This window comes from Streptomyces sp. SudanB52_2052, from assembly GCF_964272415.1.
GTDB classification, from domain to species: Bacteria; Actinomycetota; Actinomycetes; order Streptomycetales; family Streptomycetaceae; genus Streptomyces; species Streptomyces olindensis.
On the sequence record NZ_OZ186796.1, the window covers coordinates 8,602,525 to 8,621,595 of the forward strand.

Genomic DNA, 19,071 nt, shown 5'->3' on the forward strand with positions numbered 1-19,071 from the left:
AGCACACTGGAAGGGAGCTGCCGGTGCTCACGAGGGGGTGTCGGCCGATGAAAGCGTCAGGGCGTACGACCGTGCGGTGCTGGCGGTGGCGGCACAACACGCTCAAGCGGCGCATCGACGTCGTCGAGGCGTGGGTCGTGCTCGCCGGCTGGGCGTTCGCCCTGCTCGGCGGGCTGCTCGCCGGCGCGATGGCGGCGGGCGCCGTCGAGCGGGCCGTGGAACGGCAGCGGGCCGAGAGCCGCAAGGTCACGGCGGTCCTCGTCGAGGACGCGCCCGGTCCGTCCCCGGCGCGCGCGGCGAGCGACCACCGGGTCTGGGGCAAGGTGCGCTGGACCGCGCCGGACGGCTCGGCCCACCGGGAGGAGGCACGGGTGCCGCCCCGGGCTCCCGCCGGGAGCACGATCCCCGTGTGGGTGGACCGCGGCGGTGACCTCACGACCCCACCGGTCTCCCCCGGAGAGGCCTGGCTGCACACCACCGTGGGCGGCGTCCTGGCAGGAGCCCTGACGGGCGGGGCGGTACTGGGAGCCGCCTGGGTGGCCCGACTCTGTCTCGACCGGCGGCGGATGGCGCAGTGGGACGCGGAGTGGGAGCGGATCGACACGCGGCGGGGGTGGAAGACGGGCTGAACGCGCGGTCGTCCCGCCGCCCTCCCTCGATCACGGGCGGCCGACCGTGTCCTGCCTTCTCGATCACGCGCGGCCGACCGTGTCCTGCCCCTCGATCGTCTCGTGGTCGCCGGAAGGGACCGGCGCCGCCGACCCGGCCGCCTTGACCCGCCGCCGACGTGCGCGGCGGCCGGTCAGGCGGGTGGCCAGGGGCTCGGTCCAGCGGGCGGTCAGCGGACCGAGGAGGACCAGGATGAGGACGTATGCCGTGGCCAGCGGGCCGAGGGACGGCTCGATGCCGGCCGTGACGGCGAGCCCGGCGATGACGATGGAGAACTCGCCGCGCGCCACCAGCGTCCCGCCCGCGCGCCAGCGGCCCTTGGGCCCGATCCCGGCACGGCGCGCGGCCCAGTAGCCGGTGGCGATCTTCGTCGCGGTGGTGACGGCGGCCAGCGCGAGAGCGGGCAGCAGCACGGGCGGGATGCTGGCCGGGTCGGTGTGCAGGCCGAAGAAGACGAAGAACACCGCGGCGAACAAATCCCGCAGCGGCGCGAGCAGGTTCGACGCGCCCTCGGCGACCTCACCGGACAGGGCGATGCCGACCAGGAACGCGCCCACGGCCGCGGATACCTGCAACTGCTGGGCGACCCCGGCTACCACGAGGGTCACTCCCAGCACGACCAGCAGCAGCTTCTCCGGGTCGTCGCTGGAGACGAAGCGGGAGACGTGTCGGCCGAAGCGCACCGCGAGGACGAGCACGAGGGCCGCCACCCCGAGGGCGATGGCCAGCGTGAGCGCGCCCGCGGCGAAGCTCACCCCGGCCAGCAGGGCGGTGACGATGGGGAGGTAGACCGCCATGGAGAGGTCCTCGAGGACCAGGATGCTCAGGATGGCCGGGGTCTCGCGGTTGCCGAGCCGCCCCAGCTCGCCGAGGACCTTGGCGATGACGCCGGAGGACGACACCCAGGTGACGCCGGCCAGCACGACGGCCGCGACCGGGCCCCAGCCGAGCAGCAGGGCGAGGGCCGCGCCGGGCAGCGCGTTGAGGACGGCGTCGACGATCCCGGCGGTGTAGTGGGTCCTGAGGTTGGAGACGAGGTCGGCGGCCGTGTACTCCAGGCCCAGCATGAGGAGCAGCAGGATGACGCCGATCTCGGCACCCACCGCCACGAAGTCCTCGCTGGCGCCCAGCGGCAGCAGCCCGCCCTCGCCGAAGGCGAGCCCGGCCAGCAGGTAGAGGGGGATCGGCGAGAAGCGGAAGCGCCCGGCGAGGCGGCCGAGCAGCCCGAGCCCGAGGATGAGGCAGCCGAACTCGATCAGGAAGACCGCGGAGGAGTGCATGGCGGGTCACTCCCGCCCGAGTATCGCGGCGGCCGCCTCCACGCCCTCGCGGGTGCCGATGACGATGAGGATGTCACCCCCGGCGAGCCGGAAGTCCGGGGCGGGGGAGGGGATCGCCTCGGCCCGGCGCAGCACCGCCACGACGGACGCGCCGGTGTCGGTGCGGAGCCGGGACTCGCCCAGCAGCCGGCCGTTCCAGTGCGAGGAGCCGGGCAGCTCGATCCGCTCGGCGACGAGCCCCAGGTCGGTGGTGGACAGCAGGTTCGGCGTGTGGTGGGCGGGCATCAGCGCGTCGATGAGGGTCGCCGCCTCCTCCGCCGTGAGACGCACCGACAGGTCGCAGGCGTCGGGGTCGTCCTCGCGGTAGGCGCTGATCGTCCGGTGTCCGTCGCGGTGGGCGACCACGGACAGGCGGCGGCTGTCCCGTGTCGTCAGGTCGTAGCGGACCCCGATGCCCGGCAACGGTGTGCTGCTGAGGCGTGGCGCGCTCATCTCGTCCCCCTTCGGTCGGCGTGCGCGTTCCGGTGACTCGCCTGCGGGGGGCCTCGCCCGGACGAACGCCCAGATCCGGCCTGTGCGCTCATCCTAGGCGGCCGTGCCGGACCGTACCCGTCCTGCGTGTGCTACCTGGACGGCTCCGGGACGGGGGATCCGGACGGGAAGGGAGTGGTCGTGGGCTGCCGCGCGGTCGCCCCCTCGACCTGCCGCACGGTGTCCGTCCCCGGCCGGTGGCCGGAGCCCGTGCCCGTGGACAACTGGCACCAGGCCCCGAGGGCCAGGGCCACGGCGGCGGCGGTCGCGACGACACGTCCCACGCGCCGGACCTTGGCGCCGCGGTCCAGGTCCCGCCAGGCGACGCGGACCCACAGCTCCTCCGGCTGCCACAGGTCACCGACGGTGTGCGGGGGCTGCGGCCGCCGTCCCGCCGCCCTCTCCTTCGCGGAGGGTTCCCTGGGGGCCGAGGCGCGTATGGCGGACTCGCTGTCCGTCAGGAACCGCAGCCACACCTCGTCCGGGACCGGGGGAGCGCCGTCGGGCTCGTCGGGCGTTCCCCGTCCGCCCGGTCTTTCGGTGGTCACGTCCCGTCATCCCCTCTCCGCCCGTCGGCCTGGTCACCGGGCAGCGAAGATCAGTATGCCGCCCGGCCTCGGAAGCCGCTGCCCAGGAGAGAGGGGTGGTCGCCTGCCGTGCCGTGGGGCGGGAGCGACGCGCGCCGTCCCGCCCCGGGGGTCAGACGGCCGCCGGCAGCACGTGGTCGCCGACCTTGTCGGTGCTCAGGCAGAGGGAGCAGACGACCGCGTCGTGCGTCTGGCACGCGGTCACGTCCGGCCGCTCGAACCGCTGCCGGCACACATGGCAGTCGTAGGTGGTGGCGCTCGGGTTGCCGTCCTCGTCCAGGAGCGGTTCGGCGATGCCGTCGTCGGTGCGGCGCAGGTAGTACCGGCCCTGGGTGACCACGGCCATCAGCGGCGTGAGGACGAAGGCGATGACGGCCGCGGCGACGGGGGAGTACGGCTGGAGCGTGTCGCCCAGAGCGTGGAAGTACATGGCGATGGACAGCCCGGACGCGGCGACGAAGGCCACGACACCGACCGGGTTGACGGCGTACAGCATGCCGCGGCGGAACTCGGGGGCGTGCGGGGACAGCTTCAGCACGTACTTGTTGATGCCGATGTCCGTGGCCACGGTGACCACCCAGGCGATCGCGCAGTTCGAGTAGAAGCCCAGGATGCTGTTGAGGAAGCTGAACATGTCGGCCTCCATCAGGGCCAGCGCGAAGCCCAGGTTGACCAGGACGAAGACCATCCGGCCCGGGTAGCGCTTCGTGACGCGGGTGAAGGAGTTCGTCCAGGCGAGGGAGCCGGAGTACGCGTTCGTCACGTTGATCTTGATCTGGCTGATCACGACCAGCGCCACGGCCAGCGGGACGACGATCCAGGACGGCAGCATCGCGTCGAACGCGTGCTTGAACTGCTGGATCGGCTCGGGCGCGGCGGCCGCGCCGACCTCGGCGATGATGTAGACCGCGAGGAACACGCCGATGGCCTGCTTCAGCGCGCCGAGCACCACCCAGCCCGGGCCGGCCATCACCACGGCCGTCCACCAGGCACGCTTGTTGGCCTCGGTCCTGGGCGGCATGAAGCGCAGGTAGTCGATCTGCTCGCCGATCTGCGCGATCAGCGACAGGCAGACGCCGGCGCCCAGCAGCACCGAGGCGGTGTTGACGCCGCCGTCGCCGTCGGTGCCCGCGTAGGCGAGGAAGCGGTCGACGCTCCCAGGGTCGGTGGCGACGAGGTAGACCAGCGGGCCGACCATGAGTAGCAGCCAGATCGGGGTGGTCCACACCTGGAGCTTGCTCAGCGCCGTCATGCCGTAGATGACGAGCGGGATCACCATCAGCGTGGAGACCAGGTAGCCCAGCCACAGCGGCAGCCCGAGGCCCAGCTTCAGGCCCTGCGCCATGATCGAGCCTTCGAGGGCGAAGAAGATGAAGGTGAAGCTCGCGAAGATGACGCTGGTGAGGACGGACCCGAAGTAGCCGAAGCCGGAACCGCGGGTGATCAGGTCCAGGTCGATGTTGTACCGGGCCCCGTAGTAGGCGAGCGGGAACCCGGTCACGAAGATGACGACCGCGGCGACGGCGATCGCCAGCAGCGCGTTGCCGGTGCCGTGCGCGAGGCCGATGCCGGCGCCGATGGAGAAGTCGGCCATGTAGGCGATGCCGCCGAGCGCGGTCGTCGCCACCACCATCGGAGTCCAGCGCCGGTAACTCCGGGGCGCGAAGCGGAGGGCGTAGTCCTCCAGGGTCTCCTTGACGGCCTGGTCCGTGCCCCGCGCTGCCTTCTGCGCGGGGTCCGGCTCGACGACTTCTGCCAGTCGTGGCTCCGTACTCATGCCACGCCTCCTTGCTGCGGGTTGGGGACCGACAAGGCAGGCACGGTAGGCAGCGGTCGTTACCCCTAAATACTTCCTGCGTGAAGGGAATGTTTCGGAGGCATCTCACGGACACCCCCTAGGGCACCCCCAGTTCGAACAGCACGTACCCCGCGTACGACCCGGAGGCCAGTGGGTTCTTCTTCCGGAAGTCGCCCGCGGAGTCCAGCAGGTACAGGAAGACGGCGAAGCCGACCAGCTTCAGGACGCCGTACGTCAGCAGCACGGGACCGTAGCGCGCAGGGCCAGGGCCGCCTCCAGCGCCGCCGCGCCGAGCGCGCCGCCATCCGCACGAGCACCGTGCGGACGTACGCCTCCGGGGCCTGCTCGGCGACCTTCGGCCAGGCGAACCAGAACTTGACCAGGGCCTCCTGCGCCAGGTCCTCGGCCCGTTGCCGGTCGCCGCCCGTGAGCAGACGCGCGACATGGAGCAGCGCCGACCAACGGGCGGCCGCGAACTCGTCGAAGCCGTCCGCCCGAACCTGCTCCCTCCTCACCGTCCCGCGTCTCAGTGGCCTCCTACACCCCTCGAAAGACGCTGGACCCCCCTCCACGCTGCACCCCAGCTCTATGATCCACCTCACTGCCGACGGGTCGCGGACATGACGAAGGGCCCGCGCACGAGGCACGGGCCCTTCGAGACCCCTCGGCTGGGAGCACGCGGCCGAGCGGGGGGCTCAGGCGGGTGACGCCTACGTCCGGTCGCCCTTCGGCTTGCCGGGCTGGTCCGGCGTACCGTGCGGCGGCGCGCTGAACGGCTCGGGCGACGTGGCGGGCGACACCGGCGAGCCGCCGTGCCCCTCGCCCGTCTCGGGACGCAGGGCGCCCGGGTCGCCGGACGTCGGCTCCGCGCCCGCGCGCAACTGCTCGAGCCGGGACCCCAGCAGCTCCGTCACCGGCAGGCGGTCGGCGTGCGACCGCTCGTACGCCAGCAGTTCCTCGACCTCCTCCGCCGACAGCGACCGCACACGGCTCTCCAAGCCGCCGATCGGCAGATGGTCGTAGTCGGGCAGCGGCAGAGTGTTGCGGGCGGGATCGGCCATGGTTCTCACTTCCCTGTGTACGACGTGATGTGCGACCGGGGCGGGGTGGCTCGGGCGGCTGGGTCAGGGCGGGTGCCTCAGCGGATGCCTCAGCGGGCGCCCGGTCCGCCGCTGCCGAAGCCGCCGCTGCTGCCCTCGCTCCAGCGCGGACGCTCCTGCGAGGCGCTCGTCCGGTCGCTCTGGCGGCCGTTCGTCTTCAGCTCGTGCGGCGTCAGACGCTCCTCGCTTCTCGGCACCTCGTCGGGCTCGCGGCGCTCACGTGTCTCGCGGACCGGGCCGCCGGCGGGCATCCGCGGCTGTTCCTCCGGGCGGGGTGTGGGCAGTTCCCTGCGCTTGCTGCGGAAGCCGAGGACGAAGGCGCCCAGCAGCAGGCCCACGACCACCACGCCCGCCACGACCAGCCCGATGCCGAGGGCGCCACGTCCCGCGGCCAGCTCCATCCATGCGGTATTCATGGCTCGCGGGTACCCCTGGTCCGCCCCGTGAACCGGCTCACCTCGATCGCGAGGACGTGCGCGACGACGAGCCCGAGGGCGACCGGGACGAGGAGCGCGAGGACGAGCCCGTGGAGGATCGGGACGACGAGCCCGACGACGACCGGGACGACGAGCCCGAGGACGGCTGCGAGGACCTGGTCCGCGCGCGGTTCTCCTTGCGGACGGCGTCCAGCAGCTCCGCCTTCGACATGCGCGACCGCCCCTCGACCCCCATCCGCCTGGCGAGGTCGTAGAGGTGCTCCTTCGAGGCCTGCTCGTCGACGCCCTCGCCGCTGCGCCCGCCCTGCTGCCGGGGCCGGGCCGACCGTGGGTCGGAGGGGCCCTTGCGGCCGCCCTCCTTGCGTTCCCAGTGGTCGCCGACCTTCTCGTGGGTGTGCTTCAGCGCGCCGAACGCCGTGCGGTGCGCGCGCTCGCCCTCGCCGTACTGCTCCACGGCCGAGTCGTGCGCCTTGATCCAGGTGCGCTGCGCCTCCTTGGAGGACCGCTCCAGGGTCGACGGAAGCTCCTCTCGCCCGGGCATGTGACTCACCTCCGTGCGTGGTCGTTCCGGGGTCGGCGGGTGCCCGGCCGTGAGGCCGGAAAACGGGGCGCGGCCCTTGGGAACACCGGGTTTGACCGGCAGGTCCGGGGGCTACCCGCGCGGTGTGACTTCGACGACATCCCAGCAGGAGCTGTTCCGGTTCCTGGAGGACCGCTTCGCCTGCGCGCAGGCGTGCACCGAGTGCGCGCGGGCCTGTGCGCTGCGCGCGAGCCTCGTGGATCCCGACGGCACCGAGAACCAGGAACTCGTACGACGCAAGGGCATCATGTGCGCGGAGGTCTGCGATGCGACCTGCCGCGTGCTGTCCGAGCAGAACCAGGTGGACGAGAGCAGCATCCGCGTCCAGGTGGAGTGGTGCCGGACCGTGTGCCTGGAGGCCGCCCACGCCTTCGACCGGCAGCCGGGGGCGGAGGACTCGGCGGAGGCCTGCCGCGCGTGCGCGCGGGCGTGCACGGACTTCCTCGCGACCCTGAACTGACCCGCACGCGCCCCCGCACCCGACAGCGGTACCCGCACCCGACACCGGCACCCGCGCCGTACGCGGGAACACGACACCGAGGAGGCATCGCCATTCCCAATTTCTGAAACACGTTCTACGGTGTGCGCCGACAGGACCGGCCTGGGGAGCCTGGAGGCGCCGTGCACCTCGAATACACGCCCGAGCAGCAGCGGCTGCGCAATGAACTGCGCGCGTACTTCGCCGAACTGGTCCCGGACCAGGCCTACGCGCGGCACGGCGACCCGGCCGACCAGAAGCGGTTCTACCGCGAGACCATCAGGCGGCTGGGCGCCGACGGCTGGCTGGGCGTGGGCTGGCCGCGGGAGTACGGCGGGCGCGGTCTGACGGCGATGGAGCAGTTCATCTTCTTCGACGAGGCCGCCCAGGCCGGCGTTCCCCTGCCGCTCATGGCCCTGAACACCGTCGGCCCGACGATCATGCAGTACGGCACCGACGAGCAGAAGGCGTACTTCCTGCCCAAGATCCTCTCCGGGGAGATCGACTTCGCCATCGGCTACAGCGAGCCCGGCGCGGGCACGGACCTCGCGTCCCTGCGGACCCGCGCGGTACGGGAGGGCGACGAGTACGTCGTCGACGGCCAGAAGATCTGGACGACCAACGGCGACACCGCCGACTGGGTGTGGCTGGCCGTGCGCACCGACCCCGACGCCCCGCCGCACAAGGGCATCACCATGCTCCTGGTGCCGACCTCGGCCCCCGGCTACTCCTGCACCCTCATCAACACCCTCGCCTCGCACGACACCACGGCGAGCTACTACGAGAACGTCCGCGTCCCCGTCTCGCACCGGGTCGGCGCCGAGAACCAGGGCTGGCGGCTGATCACCAACCAGCTCAACCACGAGCGCGTCACCCTGGCCGCCCACGGCACCATGGCGATCCGCGCCCTGCACGACGTGCAGCGCTGGGCGAGGGAGACCAAGCTCGCCGACGGCCGCCGCGTCGCCGACCTGGCCTGGGTCCGCCGCCTGCTGGCCCGCACCCATGCCCGGCTGGACGCGCTGAAGCTCCTCAACTGGCGGATGGTCGGCGCCGTCCAGGACGGCACGCTCACCCCGCAGGAGGCCTCCGCCGTCAAGGTCTACGGCTCCGAGGCCCGGCGCGACGCCTACGCCTGGCTCATGGAGATCGTCGCTGCCCCGGGCGCGCTGAAGGAGGGCTCGGCGGGCGCGGTCCTGCACGGCGAACTGGAACGCGGCTACCGCTCGGCGGTCATCTTCACCTTCGGCGGCGGCAACAACGAGATCCAGCGGGAGATCATCTCGTGGATCGGGCTGGGGATGCCTCGGGTACGGCGCTGACACCGTGTGCGACGAGGCTTTTTAGTTGGCATAAAAGCGGGATAGTTGGCACTGAGCGGAGCGCTTGGCCTGACGCGCGATGGGCTTGGCTTGTTGGCGTCCTGAGCCCGCTGACCTGCTAATTCCTCAGCCGCCCAGGGCCAGCGCAACTGGGCCGTGCGGGGCTGAGGCGGCGGCCGATACTGAGGTCGCCGGCGTCCCGGATGTTGAACGGCGCCAGGCCGATCCTCTGGGCGCCCTCGCCGCCCATCTGTGTCAGGCGGCGGTGGCCGACGTCGTGAACGTGACCAACGCCGACGAGAACGTACGGACGACGGTCGCACTGCTCCTGGTCGGACTCGTCGCCGTCCTGTGGCCGGCTGAGCGGCACCCCGCCTGGCTCACCCCCTCAACTGCGCACCGCCGTACCGGCATTGTGTTCCCTGCTACTCGGTGGGCACGCTGCTCGCCGGGCCGCAGGCCCTGTTCGGCCCGGGCGAGACCGCGATCCTGCTGTCCCTGCTCTTCATCGCCGTACGGCACTACAGGCCGCTGTGGGCCGTGGTATGCGGCACGCTGAACGGCGTCGCCCTACTGCTCACGCCGGTACGCTACTCGCACTCGCTCAAGGACGACGGCACCCTCGGCTCCACGGTCGGCGGCCTGGTCCTCATCGGCCTGGTCACCTGCCCGGACGCCGTGCTGTGCCGCACTAACGTCGGAGCCATGACCGAAGTCATGAGGCAGTTGGAAGCCGACCGTCGGGTGGCTCTGACCAGGGGTGGACAGGCACTCGTCGCACTGGCGCTAGAGACCTTCAAAGGTCGACGTTACGGCGGCTGAAGGTCCTCTGTCATTTCCGAGGATTGCGGAGCTTCGCGCCCCTGGCTTTGGCCCCGCTGCGAGCCGGAGGGGCGCCCTCCTCTGGTGTCGGGGTTCCTGTCGGCGCGACTGCGCCCAACGCGCGGAGCAGACTGGTGTGGAGTGCTTCCGCTGCCTCCTCGCTGGACATCCGGCCGGCGTCTACCTCGCCGCTCGCAGCGTGGCCGAGGTTGATGGTGACAGCTACGAGCCAGTCCGGTGAGAGTCTGCCGTCGAATTCCCCGGTCTCCTGGCCGCGCTGGATCACCCGCTTCAGCCGGTCGGCGACCGGCGCGTGGCGTTCGTGGTCGGTGTGCGGATCAACGGACAGCAGGCTGATCTTCTGGAGCAGGACGGGGTATCGCCCCGCTGTCCGGTTGCTGGCATCGAGCAGTCGCAGCAGGGCGCCCGCAGCAGGTCCCGTGTCAAGGCCGGCGGCGTCCATCGCGGCGACCGCTTCCTCGGTGATCCGGTCGAGGGCTGCTGTCAGCAGTTGTTCCCGCGAGGGGAAGTGGGCGTAGACGGTCTGGCGAGTCACGCCTGCGGCGGTGGCGATGGCTTCGACGCTGGTGTCGGGATGGGTGTTCAGGAGCTGGACCGCCGCGTCCAGGATGGCGGCCCTGCTGCGCTGGGCGTCGGCACGGCGATGCGGCGCCTGGCGTGGAGTCATTTCTTACACCTTGTAAAGATTACGGGAGGGTGCATATCTTACAGACTGTAAGAGGTAGTACGCCGACCAGCAGCGTGACGGGAGCACCATGAGTCCGTTCAGCGACACCGACCCCAAGCAGTTCATCGCCGATTTCTATGCGTCCTTCCACAACGACCTCCTGGACAGCGACGAGGACCCGGGACTGATCGTCGACCGCTATCACACACCGGACATCGTCCAGATCGCCGACGGACACCGGATGGACCGGGACAAGCTCATCGCGCACACTCGCCCGGTGCGCAAGAACCGTCCCAGTGGCCGCTGGGATGTGCACGAAGCACTGGTGGATGGGGATCGGATCGCCGTCCGGTCCACCTTGTATGTACAGAACCGCAAGAGAGCCCTCGCCATCGAGACGCACATGTTCGCTCAGTTCACGGATGACGGGCGGATGCGTCAGGCACACATTCTCACCCGCACCCTCCCAGCGGACGCCGGCCCGGGACAGCCGACGCCAGAGGTGTCCGAGGGGCAGGTGCGGCCGGCGTGACCGAGAGCACCTACACCGTGAGCGGAATGGTCTGCGACCACTGCGCAGGCTTTGTCACCGAGGAGATCGAACACGTCGCCGGCGTCACCGCCGTGGCGGTGAACGTCGACAGCGGCACGGTCACGGTGACCAGCGACAGGGATCTCGACACCGCAGACGTGCGCGCTGCGGTCGAGGAAGCCGGCTACGAACTCGACGACCAGATCGGCTAGCGACCTTCAGCTGGCGTTACGGCGGCTGCTCGAGGCCGGTCTTGGTGATGAATCCGGCGATGAGGGCGGGACGGTACTGCATCCGTTTGAGGCGGGTCTTCACGATCCTGGCGAGCTGGTCGATGGTCCGCTTGGCGAGCTTGGCCAGGGATCGCTTCAGGTGGGACCACACAGCTTCCACCGGATTGAGTTCCGGCGCACAGGAGGGCAGTTGGTAGACGACCAGCCACGGCCGGGCAGCGATCAGCTGCTGCATGGCCTTGCTGCGGTGAGTGTTCAGATTGTCCCAGATCAGGACGATCGGGCCGCCGAGCTGCTGATGGGCGGCGTCGAGTAATCGCGCGTAGTCGGTCTCGGTGAAACCCTTCTTCTCGCCCTTGCGGCCGCGGTGCAGGCGGGTGCGGTAGATGAGCCGCGGCGCCCGGCCGGGGCGAGTGGCAACCAGACCGGCCAGCGAAATGCGGCCGGAGCCAGCGGCGGAAACCCGCACCAGCGGGGTGCGGCCACGCCGACCCCAGGTGCGACCCTTGGGCGGCCTCAGGCCCTGGCCTGCCTCGTCCTCGAAGCACAGCCAGGCCCCAAGGTCCGCCGCCGTCCGTTTATGACGAGCCACTGTTCGTCCCTCCAGGCGGCGGTCTTCTCCTCTTCGCGTTCGGCGGCCCGCCTGGCGGGGACCTGCACGCTCCAGCCGATACGGTGCAGCAGGGCGTTCACCCCGCCGAGGGTGTAGCCGACACCGAACTTCGCCTCGATGAGCTCGGTGATCCTCGCCAGGTTCCAGCACTGGTCCTCATCCGAGCCGTGCGCGACAGGCCCGGCCTCCAGTTCCTGTTTCAGGGCCCGTAACCGGGCCTCGTCGAGCTTGCAGCGCGCGCCGCCCGGCCCCTTCGAGGCCAGCGCCTCGACGCCGCTTTCGGTGAAGGCCCGATGCCAGCGGTTCGCCGACATCCTTGAGACTCTGAACTGCCGGGCGACCTCCGGCTCGCTCGCCCCTTGGGCAAACATCTCGGCTGCTGCGAACCGCACCCGCTCCCGCCGAGCCCGTTCCGCAGCGGTCAGACCACCACCGTCGGGATACCTCATGGAACCGGCATAGCCGACGCCACGTCAGCCGTCACCAGCCCGCGCTCGACATAACCCCGAAACTTGAAGGTCTCTAGCCGCCCGGGACCTCAAGGGCGGCCGTCGCACCTCTCACCCCGAATTGGTTCTCTTCGCCTCCTGGGGCGAGTTGCAGGACTATGCCGAACACGATCCCTCGGGCCGAGACCTCCAGCCGTTCGTTGAACTCGTCGACACCCACGGCGCCGAAGCCATCATTGCCGCTGTCGATGCTCTAACAGACGAAGCGGCGGCCGAGATCACGATCTCCACCGCCCACAAGGCAAAAGGCAGGGAGTGGCCCAAAGTCAAAATCGCGGACGACTTTCGCCGTACTCACCGATCGGCACATACGGCTCAATCAACTCCCACTGATCATCGGCGAGTTGCCTGCGCGTCACAGTCCTCGTTCCTACCGGATCCGCTCTCCCGGCGGACCCGGACCGGCAACATTGATCACGACATCACACAGGCCCTGGCCGTGCTGCACGTCGCGCATCTTCTCGGATGACGGTGGGCCCCCGCGCCAGGGCAGGAAGCGGGGGCTCGGGGACGCCGCCGACGGTGGCGCGGTCAGTCTGCCTGCGGCGCGGGCTTCTCCAGGAGAAGCGGGAACAGCGCCGCGGGCAGGTCGGCTCCGCGCCCGGCCTCCACTGCGCGCTGGTAGAGCTTGCGCGCACCTTCCGTCATCGGGCCACGCAGGCCGACGTCGTAGGAGGATGTGGTGGCCAGTTCCATACAGGCGAAGAACGTGTCGATGGTCGCCTCGTCCGTGCTGTAGTCGCCCTTCTCGACGCGGTCCACCGAGTCGCGGAGTTCGCGTTCCAGGATCGCCACGGTCGGCAGCGTGTGGTTGAGCAGCCTCCGGGGCGAGACGCCGTACGCCGACGCGAACGCCAGTGCTTCCTGGAAGGCGCCTTCCGCAGCCATGTAGAAGATGAGCATGCCGAGGTCCAGGGCACAGGCGTCGCCCACGTTGTCGCCCGTGTGGTTGGTGGTGCCGCCGAGCAGCAGCAGGGTCGGCTCCAGCTCGTTCCAGATCTCCGTGGGCCCGGAGAAGACGACACCTCCACCCGGCTGGCCGATGTCCTTGGGGTACGCGGCGATGGTCCCGTGCAGATAGCGGCCACCACGCTCCCTGACCCACGCGTCGGTCTCGATCGCGTGGTTGGGTGTTCCCGTCGCGAGGTTGACGATCGTCCGTCCGTCGAGCCGGACGTCGTCGCCCAGGGCTGTGCGCAGCGCCGCGCTGTCGGTGAGGACCGAGATGACCACCGGGCTCGCCTGGGCGGCGGCGACCGCCGACTCAGCCACGTCGGCACCCCGCTCGCGGAGCTTCTCCGCTTTGGTGGCGGTGCGGTTCCACACCGTGACCTCCCGACCGCCTTCCACGATCGCGGACGCGACCGCCGTCCCCATCAGGCCGAGACCGAGAACACTTACGTCGGACAAGGTGTCCACCTTCCTCTTTCGTTCATTTTCGTACCGGCCCTGCGGGTCGGAGTGGCGGCTGCTCGGTGCCTACTGCCGGCCGATGCGCTCGTAGACGTCCGGGCGGGACCGGCGGTAGACCAAGGCCGTGATGACGCCCACTACGAACGTTCCATAGACCAGGGCGAACATCCCGTTTGTCAGGCTCTTGGAGCCACTGATGAGGGTGCTGAAGTTCTGCGTCGCCAGGACCAGCGACACGGCGAGACCGGCGAGAGCGAGGACGGGCGCGACCACTGACTTCCAGACGTTGGTGTCGCTCGGCCTGGTCCGCCGGAGGTAGACGGGGATCGCGACTCCGGTGACCAGCAGCAGGACGATCAGTGCGTAGCCGAAGACGCCGCTCAGGGTCGCGTACAGAAGGGTGGGGTCGGCCGCGAAGATGACGAAGGGCGCCAGGCCGAGGACCGTCGTCACGGTGGTGACCAGGGACGCGCGGTAGGGGGCGCCCTGGCGGGGGTGCACCTTGCTGAGCCCCTTGTGCAGGATTCCGTCCGCGCCGAGGTTGTAGAGATAGCGAGCCGTGATGTTGTGACTGGACAGCGCCGCGGCGAAGATGCTCGTGGTGAGCAGCACGGTGGCCAGGTCAACCACGACGCGCCCGCTGTACGCTGCGGCGCTGTCCATGAACGACTGGGTCGGGTTGGCAGCCGTGGCAGCCACCACCTTGTCGGTGCCGTACGCCTGGATCAGCAGCCACGCGGTGCCGGCGTACAGGAGCGTCACCAGGCCGATGAACAGGTACGTCGCCCGGGGCACGGTGCGGTCCGGGTCACGCACCTCGTCGCGGAAGATGGTGGTCGCCTCGAACCCGCCGAAACAGAGGATGGCGAACAGCAGCGCGATACCCGTCGATCCCGAGAGGGCCGCGTGCGGGGTGAAGGAGGAGAGGCTGAAACCCGAGGCGCCGCCCTTGAACACCACGCAGGCGTCGTAGACCAGGACGATGACGACCTCGCACACCAGCACCACGGACAGGATCCGCGCTGACACGTCGAGCTTGAAATAGCCCAGCACGCCGACGACCGCCACCAGCGCCAGGCCCCAGAGCCACCAGCTGATCGCCGGTCCGTGGTACCTGTCGTGGATGAGCGACTTGAGCACCAGACCGAAATACGCGTAGCAGGACAGGGTGATGGCGTAGTAGCACAGGAGTGCCAGGAACGAGGAGCCCAGCCCGACGACCCGGCCCAGGCCTGCGGTGATGTAGGCGTAGAACCCACCGGGATTGGGGAGATGCCGGGCCATCGTGGTGAAGCCGGCGGCGAACAGGGCCAGGATCACGCCTGCCGCCACGAAGGCCATCGGTGCGCCGATGCCGTTGCCGTAGCCGACGACGAGCGGGATGAAGCCGACGACGACCGCCATGGGTGCGTTGAAGGCCAGCACGGTGAACAGTAGGTGGAACATGCTGAGGTTGCCGCGCAACTGGGGCCCTGAAGCGACTCCCACGGACGGCACCTCCGTCTCGGTCACTGGTCTCACGGAACTCATGGGTTGTCTCCTGACGATGGCCCCTGCCCCTGGACAGGGGCTTCGGCGGTGAGGGTTGAGATCTGAGCGGGCTGCCCTGGGAGTTCGTGTCTCGGCCGGGTCCAGGATGAGATCAGTCCGGATTGGGTGAGTTGCGTTCAGCCGACCGAATTGGTCGAAAGACTAGGTCGCATGTCCCAGGCAGGCAAGACGGAGGGACGGTAAATTCTTTGTTTCGCGTAGGGGCAAGGAAAGGAATCCTCTCCGAAGATTGCGATTAACTCCGACACGGCACGACACCCCGGAAGCAACGAGGTCCGGTGCCAACTCGGCCCGTATTGCGGTGAGGTCAACGGCATTGACGGGCCGCGCTCATCGCGACCTCGCCTGGGCTGCATTCATCCACGTCAGCGCGATTTGCCGATCGAGGGCACGCGGGAACGCGGTAAGTGCACCGCCCGCCGAAACGTGTGGGAAACGCAATTCAAGGAATGCCGAGTGCTTCTACACTCGCAGGGAAGGGCCTTCCCGTACCGGGTGCCTGGCACCGCCTGCCTTCGATCACCTGGGTAAGCTGCCGCCGGAGCCAATCAGCTTGGTCATGCGATCAGGAACTGTCATCCTGGGTGTCCGCTCCGAACGCGTGGACAAGGTGCCCGGCGGCGTCGTCGACCGCCTCCTTCGCCCGTGCGATGGTTCCGACCTCGGTGAAGAAAGCGTGGAAGACGCCCGGGTAGCGCTTGGCGGCGCTTCGTACGCCGTCCTCTCGTAGCCGGCGGGCGAAGTCCTCCCCGTCGTCGCGCAGCGGGTCGCACTCCGCGGTGATGATGAACGCCGGCGGGAGGCCTCGCAGGTCGCGAGCGTTCGCGGGCACGGCGAGCGGGTCGGCGCGATCGGCCTCGTCGCGCAGGTACTGGTCCCAGAACCACAGGACGTCGTCGCTCGTGATCAATGGACCGTCGGCGTACTCGGTCCAGGACGGGCGTGGCACGCCGTACTCGGTGGGCGGGTAGGCCAGCAACTGGAAGACGATGGGTGGGCCGCCCCGGTCGCGGGCGAGCAGGCACACGGCCACGGAGAGGTTGGCGCCGGCGCTGTCGCCGCCGATCGCGATGCGGGACGAGTCTGCGCCCAGTTCGGCGGCGTGGGAGGACACCCAGGTCAGGGCGCGGAAGCAGTCGTCGAGAGGCTCGGGGAACTTGTGCTCGGGCGCGAGACGGTAGTCCACCGAGACGACGACACAGCCCGCCGCCGTCGACAGCGTGCGGCACAGGGCGTCCACGCCGTCCAGACCGCCCACCGTCCAGCCGCCTCCGTGGAGGTATACCAGGACCGGCAGTCCGGCCTCGGGGCCGGGCCGGTACACCCTGACCGGGATCTCGGCTTCCGCGCCTGGGACGGTCCGGTCGTACACCTCGTGGATGACCGGAGGCGGAAGGTCGGAGGCGAGTGCGCGGACCCACTCTCGTGCACCCGCAACGCCCAGCCGGTGCAGCGGTCGCGGAAGCAGCTCCTTGAGCAGGTCGGCCGACGCCTGCGCGTCGGGATCGAGTTTCACGGTGCCTCCGGGACGGTGCGCGACGTGCAGGGCTCAGGGGTCACCGGACAGTGACAGGACATTCCGCCGTCGACGGCGAGGGTGGTGCCGGTGATGTACGCCGAGGCCGGGCCGGCGAGGAAGACGACTGCCGGCCCCCGAAGAGGTTTTCGTCGAGTGTCCCGATATGCCGGACGGTCTTCGTCCCCGGATTGTCGGCGTCGACGAAGAACATGGTGGCGCCCCCGCGTTCGCCGGGTTCACCCGAGGTCCGTGCCATGACGATCGTGAAGCCCGCTCCGTCGGCACCGGTGATGAACCACTTGCGGCCGTCGATGCGCCGGCCGCCCGGAACCCGTTCGGCGCGCGTGGCCAGCGCGGCCGGGTCCGATCCCGCACCGGGGGCCGGTTCGGTCATCGCGAAGCACGACTGGATCTCGCCGGTGGCGAGCGGGCGCAGATGGCGCTCCTTCTGCTCGGGGGTCGCGACGGCCTCCAGCAGGTGCATGTTGCCCCGGTCGGGAGCGGCGATGTTCAGCGCCAGCGGGCCGAGCAGCGAGTAGCCCGCCTCCTCGAACACCACGGTGCGGCCCCGCATGTCCAGTCCGTGACCGCCGTACTCGGCCGCGACATGGGGGGCGAAAAACCCCGCCTCCTTCGCCGCACACTGGAGGTCCACTCGTACGGCCTCCGAGTGGACGACTCCCCTGTGCCGGTCCTCGACGGGGAGCACGGTCTCCCGGATGATGCGGGCGCCGAGGTCGGCGAGCTCCGCCACGACCGGGCCGGGGAAGAGATCGACAGTCATGAGTACTCCTGTCGGCTAATGAGGGTTAGCCGACTGTAAGGCGGCACAAACGGGATGACAAGAGCCAGGCATTCGATCCGATGACGCTCCTGCTACTTTTGGCTAGCCGGTCTGCACTGGCATGGGAGTACAAAACCGAGGGGTGAGTGGGGATGACCGTGTCGGGATCGCGCACCGAGGGCATCCGCGCCGCGGCGCTGGACCTGTTCACCAGGCTCGGCTACGGGGCGACCACGATGGCCGACATCGGCGCGGCGGTGGGGATCCGCGGACCGAGCCTGTACAAGCACGTCGCGTCCAAGCAGGATCTGCTCGTGCAGATCATGACGGACACCATGGACAACCTGCTGGCGCTGCACCGGGTGGCCGTCGACAGCAGCAGTGATCCTACCGAGCGGCTGCGGCGCGCCACCGAGGCACACGTGCGCTACCACGCCCGCCATCGGCAGGAGGCGTTCGTCGGCAATCGCGAGGTCCGCAGCCTGGCCGAGCCGCACCGTACGAAGATCCTGACCCGCCGCGCAGAGTACGAGGCGGGATTCCGCGACCTGGTGACGGAGGGTGTTGCGGCGGGGTGCTTCAGTGTCGCGTCGGCCCGGCTGGCCTCGTACGCGATCCTGGATCTCGGTATGGGCGTGGCCACCTGGTTCCGGGACGACGGCGAACTGACCGAGGACACCGTGGCCTGGCAGTACGGAGAGTTCGCCCTCAGTATGGTCGGGGCGACCCCGCGGTCGTGAGCGCGGGAGCAGTGGTCAGGGCCGCCCGGCCCGGTGTGCGTCGGCCAGCCGCTCCATCGCCTCGGTGGCCAGGTCGATGTCGACCATCAGGTGGTCGGGGTCCCGGAAGGCCAGCCACTGGTAGACCAGCCCGTCACTCACGGCGGCGATCATGCGGGCCAGTGGCTCCACGAGCTTCGCCTCGTCACCCTCGCGCATCCCCTTGTTGAGGGTCTTGATCATCACTTCGAGATGGATCTGGTAGGCCTTGGAGGCAAGTTCCCCCTCTTGGCGCAGGACCCAGAAGAACAGCTCCGCCTGGGCGTGCGCTTGCTTCTCGGCAGACTGGTAGTAGCCCATGAGCTGCCGGAGCAGGCTGGCCGCGGTGCGGCCCAGGCCGGCTCGTTCGCGTACGTGCCAGATGGTGTTCTCCAGCGTGGCGATCTGCTGCTCGTAGATCGCGAAGAAGAGCTCCTCCTTGGAGCTGAAGCAGTAGTGCAGGCTCGCGAGAGGCGCGCCGGCCTGCGCCGCGATCCGGCGGGTGGTGGCACCGTCCACCCCGAATTCCGCGATCACGTCGACGGCCGCCTGGATGAAGACCTCGCGGCGCTGGGTGGCTCGGAGTCGCGCCATGGCAGAACCCTATCTACGTGGACGGAGGTGACTGTCGCCTGTCAGGGTATCGTGACCAAGTCGCATGCCCATGACGCGCGACTGGCCAGAAGCAGTGCATTGCCGGGGCGCATGGCCCGGCTTCACCAACCGTTCGGACCGACTCGGACCGTTGACCAGGTTTCGGTACTCCCTGCGTTGAGCCCCTGCCCATCACGGCGACGCGAGGTCACCGTGACTCCAGCCTCATGCACTCCGTTGACACCGTCGGCCTTCCTGGAGGGGACCGCCCGC

General features: G+C 69.8%; 21 protein-coding genes and 3 pseudogenes. 8 read left to right on the forward strand and 16 right to left on the reverse strand.

Annotated elements, in window-relative coordinates:
• Positions 1–47: 47 nt before the first annotated feature.
• Positions 48–629, forward strand: a complete 582-nt coding sequence (locus ACSUPV_RS38660; RefSeq protein ID WP_436949614.1) for an Rv1733c family protein — start codon at positions 48–50, stop codon at positions 627–629.
• Between the two features lie 63 nt (positions 630–692).
• On the opposite strand, the gene ACSUPV_RS38665 is transcribed toward ACSUPV_RS38660, so the two are convergent.
• The 9 genes and pseudogenes from ACSUPV_RS38665 to ACSUPV_RS38705 all read right to left on the reverse strand — a co-directional run.
• A complete protein-coding gene (locus ACSUPV_RS38665) occupies positions 693–1,949 on the reverse strand; it encodes a cation:proton antiporter (RefSeq protein WP_436949615.1) in 1,257 nt (418 codons plus the stop codon).
• Positions 1,950–1,955: 6 nt separating this feature from the next.
• The gene (locus ACSUPV_RS38670) at positions 1,956–2,441 is read right to left on the reverse strand and encodes a cation:proton antiporter regulatory subunit (protein ID WP_037758104.1); all 486 of its coding nucleotides are present in this window, start codon (positions 2,439–2,441) and stop codon (positions 1,956–1,958) included.
• 131 nt (positions 2,442–2,572) lie between these two features.
• Positions 2,573–3,028, reverse strand: a complete 456-nt coding sequence (locus ACSUPV_RS38675; protein WP_037758105.1) for a hypothetical protein — start codon at positions 3,026–3,028, stop codon at positions 2,573–2,575.
• A 151-nt stretch (positions 3,029–3,179) separates the two neighbouring features.
• Complete coding sequence (locus ACSUPV_RS38680; RefSeq protein ID WP_436949616.1) at positions 3,180–4,844, reverse strand: purine-cytosine permease family protein; 1,665 nt, start codon at positions 4,842–4,844, stop codon at positions 3,180–3,182.
• A gap of 118 nt (positions 4,845–4,962) precedes the next feature.
• Entirely contained in the window at positions 4,963–5,109 is a 147-nt protein-coding gene (locus ACSUPV_RS38685) for a hypothetical protein (protein ID WP_359785290.1), read from the reverse strand.
• Positions 5,110–5,140: 31 nt separating this feature from the next.
• A pseudogene (locus tag ACSUPV_RS38690) lies at positions 5,141–5,395 on the reverse strand (sigma factor); the annotation flags it as partial.
• Positions 5,396–5,575: 180 nt separating this feature from the next.
• Positions 5,576–5,926 carry a hypothetical protein gene (locus ACSUPV_RS38695; RefSeq protein WP_031119516.1) on the reverse strand — a complete coding sequence of 117 codons (351 nt, stop codon included), beginning with the start codon at positions 5,924–5,926 and terminating at the stop codon, positions 5,576–5,578.
• 89 nt (positions 5,927–6,015) lie between these two features.
• Positions 6,016–6,381, reverse strand: a complete 366-nt coding sequence (locus tag ACSUPV_RS38700) for a DUF6479 family protein (RefSeq protein ID WP_031119515.1) — start codon at positions 6,379–6,381, stop codon at positions 6,016–6,018.
• A gap of 166 nt (positions 6,382–6,547) precedes the next feature.
• Positions 6,548–6,943: pseudogene (locus tag ACSUPV_RS38705) on the reverse strand (ChaB family protein); the annotation flags it as partial.
• Positions 6,944–7,067: 124 nt separating this feature from the next.
• Here ACSUPV_RS38705 and ACSUPV_RS38710 point away from each other — a divergent pair.
• From ACSUPV_RS38710 to ACSUPV_RS38720, 3 genes are all read left to right on the forward strand, one after another.
• Positions 7,068–7,442: a ferredoxin gene (locus ACSUPV_RS38710; protein ID WP_031119513.1), complete on the forward strand. Its 375-nt coding sequence runs from the start codon at positions 7,068–7,070 to the stop codon at positions 7,440–7,442.
• A 161-nt stretch (positions 7,443–7,603) separates the two neighbouring features.
• Positions 7,604–8,782, forward strand: coding sequence for an acyl-CoA dehydrogenase family protein (locus tag ACSUPV_RS38715; protein ID WP_436949617.1), 1,179 nt, complete (start codon positions 7,604–7,606; stop codon positions 8,780–8,782).
• 432 nt (positions 8,783–9,214) lie between these two features.
• Positions 9,215–9,604 (forward strand): hypothetical protein, encoded by a 390-nt coding sequence (locus ACSUPV_RS38720; protein ID WP_436950005.1) that lies wholly within the window; start codon positions 9,215–9,217, stop codon positions 9,602–9,604.
• A gap of 10 nt (positions 9,605–9,614) precedes the next feature.
• Here ACSUPV_RS38720 and ACSUPV_RS38725 read toward each other — a convergent pair whose 3' ends face one another.
• A complete protein-coding gene (locus ACSUPV_RS38725; protein WP_436949618.1) occupies positions 9,615–10,292 on the reverse strand; it encodes a TetR/AcrR family transcriptional regulator in 678 nt (225 codons plus the stop codon).
• An 88-nt stretch (positions 10,293–10,380) separates the two neighbouring features.
• On the opposite strand from ACSUPV_RS38725, the gene ACSUPV_RS38730 reads away from it, so the two are divergent.
• Positions 10,381–10,824, forward strand: a complete 444-nt coding sequence (locus tag ACSUPV_RS38730; protein ID WP_037758112.1) for a nuclear transport factor 2 family protein — start codon at positions 10,381–10,383, stop codon at positions 10,822–10,824.
• Positions 10,821–11,036: a heavy-metal-associated domain-containing protein gene (locus tag ACSUPV_RS38735; RefSeq protein WP_382611423.1), complete on the forward strand. Its 216-nt coding sequence runs from the start codon at positions 10,821–10,823 to the stop codon at positions 11,034–11,036. Before ACSUPV_RS38730 ends, ACSUPV_RS38735 begins: the two co-directional genes overlap by 4 nt.
• A 16-nt stretch (positions 11,037–11,052) precedes the next feature.
• Here the strand turns inward: ACSUPV_RS38735 and ACSUPV_RS38740 are convergent.
• Positions 11,053–12,119 (reverse strand): IS630 family transposase gene (locus tag ACSUPV_RS38740; RefSeq protein WP_436949619.1). Its coding sequence is split into 2 segments (ribosomal slippage): positions 11,053–11,639 and positions 11,639–12,119, totalling 1,068 coding nucleotides; the frame shifts between segments, so codons are not numbered across the junction.
• Positions 12,120–12,189: 70 nt separating this feature from the next.
• Between ACSUPV_RS38740 and ACSUPV_RS38745 the strand changes: the two are divergent.
• A pseudogene (locus ACSUPV_RS38745) lies at positions 12,190–12,465 on the forward strand (DNA helicase); the annotation flags it as partial.
• A 245-nt stretch (positions 12,466–12,710) separates the two neighbouring features.
• Here the strand turns inward: ACSUPV_RS38745 and ACSUPV_RS38750 are convergent.
• The 4 genes from ACSUPV_RS38750 to ACSUPV_RS38765 form a co-directional block, all read right to left on the reverse strand.
• Positions 12,711–13,589 carry an NAD(P)-dependent oxidoreductase gene (locus ACSUPV_RS38750; protein ID WP_436949620.1) on the reverse strand — a complete coding sequence of 293 codons (879 nt, stop codon included), beginning with the start codon at positions 13,587–13,589 and terminating at the stop codon, positions 12,711–12,713.
• Positions 13,590–13,658: 69 nt separating this feature from the next.
• The gene (locus ACSUPV_RS38755) at positions 13,659–15,080 is read right to left on the reverse strand and encodes an APC family permease (RefSeq protein ID WP_359787314.1); all 1,422 of its coding nucleotides are present in this window, start codon (positions 15,078–15,080) and stop codon (positions 13,659–13,661) included.
• A 628-nt stretch (positions 15,081–15,708) separates the two neighbouring features.
• Positions 15,709–16,659 (reverse strand): alpha/beta hydrolase, encoded by a 951-nt coding sequence (locus tag ACSUPV_RS38760; protein WP_436949621.1) that lies wholly within the window; start codon positions 16,657–16,659, stop codon positions 15,709–15,711.
• Between the two features lie 40 nt (positions 16,660–16,699).
• Complete coding sequence (locus tag ACSUPV_RS38765; protein WP_436949622.1) at positions 16,700–17,446, reverse strand: acyl-CoA dehydrogenase family protein; 747 nt, start codon at positions 17,444–17,446, stop codon at positions 16,700–16,702.
• Positions 17,447–17,598: 152 nt separating this feature from the next.
• On the opposite strand from ACSUPV_RS38765, the gene ACSUPV_RS38770 reads away from it, so the two are divergent.
• Entirely contained in the window at positions 17,599–18,186 is a 588-nt protein-coding gene (locus tag ACSUPV_RS38770) for a TetR/AcrR family transcriptional regulator (protein WP_436949623.1), read from the forward strand.
• Positions 18,187–18,201: 15 nt separating this feature from the next.
• Here the strand turns inward: ACSUPV_RS38770 and ACSUPV_RS38775 are convergent, their stop codons facing one another.
• Complete coding sequence (locus tag ACSUPV_RS38775) at positions 18,202–18,798, reverse strand: TetR/AcrR family transcriptional regulator (protein ID WP_436949624.1); 597 nt, start codon at positions 18,796–18,798, stop codon at positions 18,202–18,204.
• Between the last annotated feature and the right edge of the window lie 273 nt (positions 18,799–19,071).

Excerpts from the sequence above, each read along its gene's own strand:
- ACSUPV_RS38765 (WP_436949622.1), bottom strand. The coding sequence starts at position 17,446 with ATGACTGTCGATCTCTTCCCCGGCCCGGTCGTGGCGGAGCTCGCCGAC.
- ACSUPV_RS38660 (WP_436949614.1), top strand. The coding sequence starts at position 48 with ATGAAAGCGTCAGGGCGTACGACCGTGCGGTGCTGGCGGTGGCGGCAC.
- ACSUPV_RS38700 (WP_031119515.1), bottom strand. The coding sequence starts at position 6,381 with ATGAATACCGCATGGATGGAGCTGGCCGCGGGACGTGGCGCCCTCGGC.
- ACSUPV_RS38680 (WP_436949616.1), bottom strand. The coding sequence starts at position 4,844 with ATGAGTACGGAGCCACGACTGGCAGAAGTCGTCGAGCCGGACCCCGCG.
- ACSUPV_RS38775 (WP_436949624.1), bottom strand. The coding sequence starts at position 18,798 with ATGGCGCGACTCCGAGCCACCCAGCGCCGCGAGGTCTTCATCCAGGCG.
- ACSUPV_RS38665 (WP_436949615.1), bottom strand. The coding sequence starts at position 1,949 with ATGCACTCCTCCGCGGTCTTCCTGATCGAGTTCGGCTGCCTCATCCTC.
- ACSUPV_RS38695 (WP_031119516.1), bottom strand. The coding sequence starts at position 5,926 with ATGGCCGATCCCGCCCGCAACACTCTGCCGCTGCCCGACTACGACCAT.
- ACSUPV_RS38670 (WP_037758104.1), bottom strand. The coding sequence starts at position 2,441 with ATGAGCGCGCCACGCCTCAGCAGCACACCGTTGCCGGGCATCGGGGTC.
- ACSUPV_RS38770 (WP_436949623.1), top strand. The coding sequence starts at position 17,599 with ATGACCGTGTCGGGATCGCGCACCGAGGGCATCCGCGCCGCGGCGCTG.
- ACSUPV_RS38725 (WP_436949618.1), bottom strand. The coding sequence starts at position 10,292 with ATGACTCCACGCCAGGCGCCGCATCGCCGTGCCGACGCCCAGCGCAGC.
- ACSUPV_RS38730 (WP_037758112.1), top strand. The coding sequence starts at position 10,381 with ATGAGTCCGTTCAGCGACACCGACCCCAAGCAGTTCATCGCCGATTTC.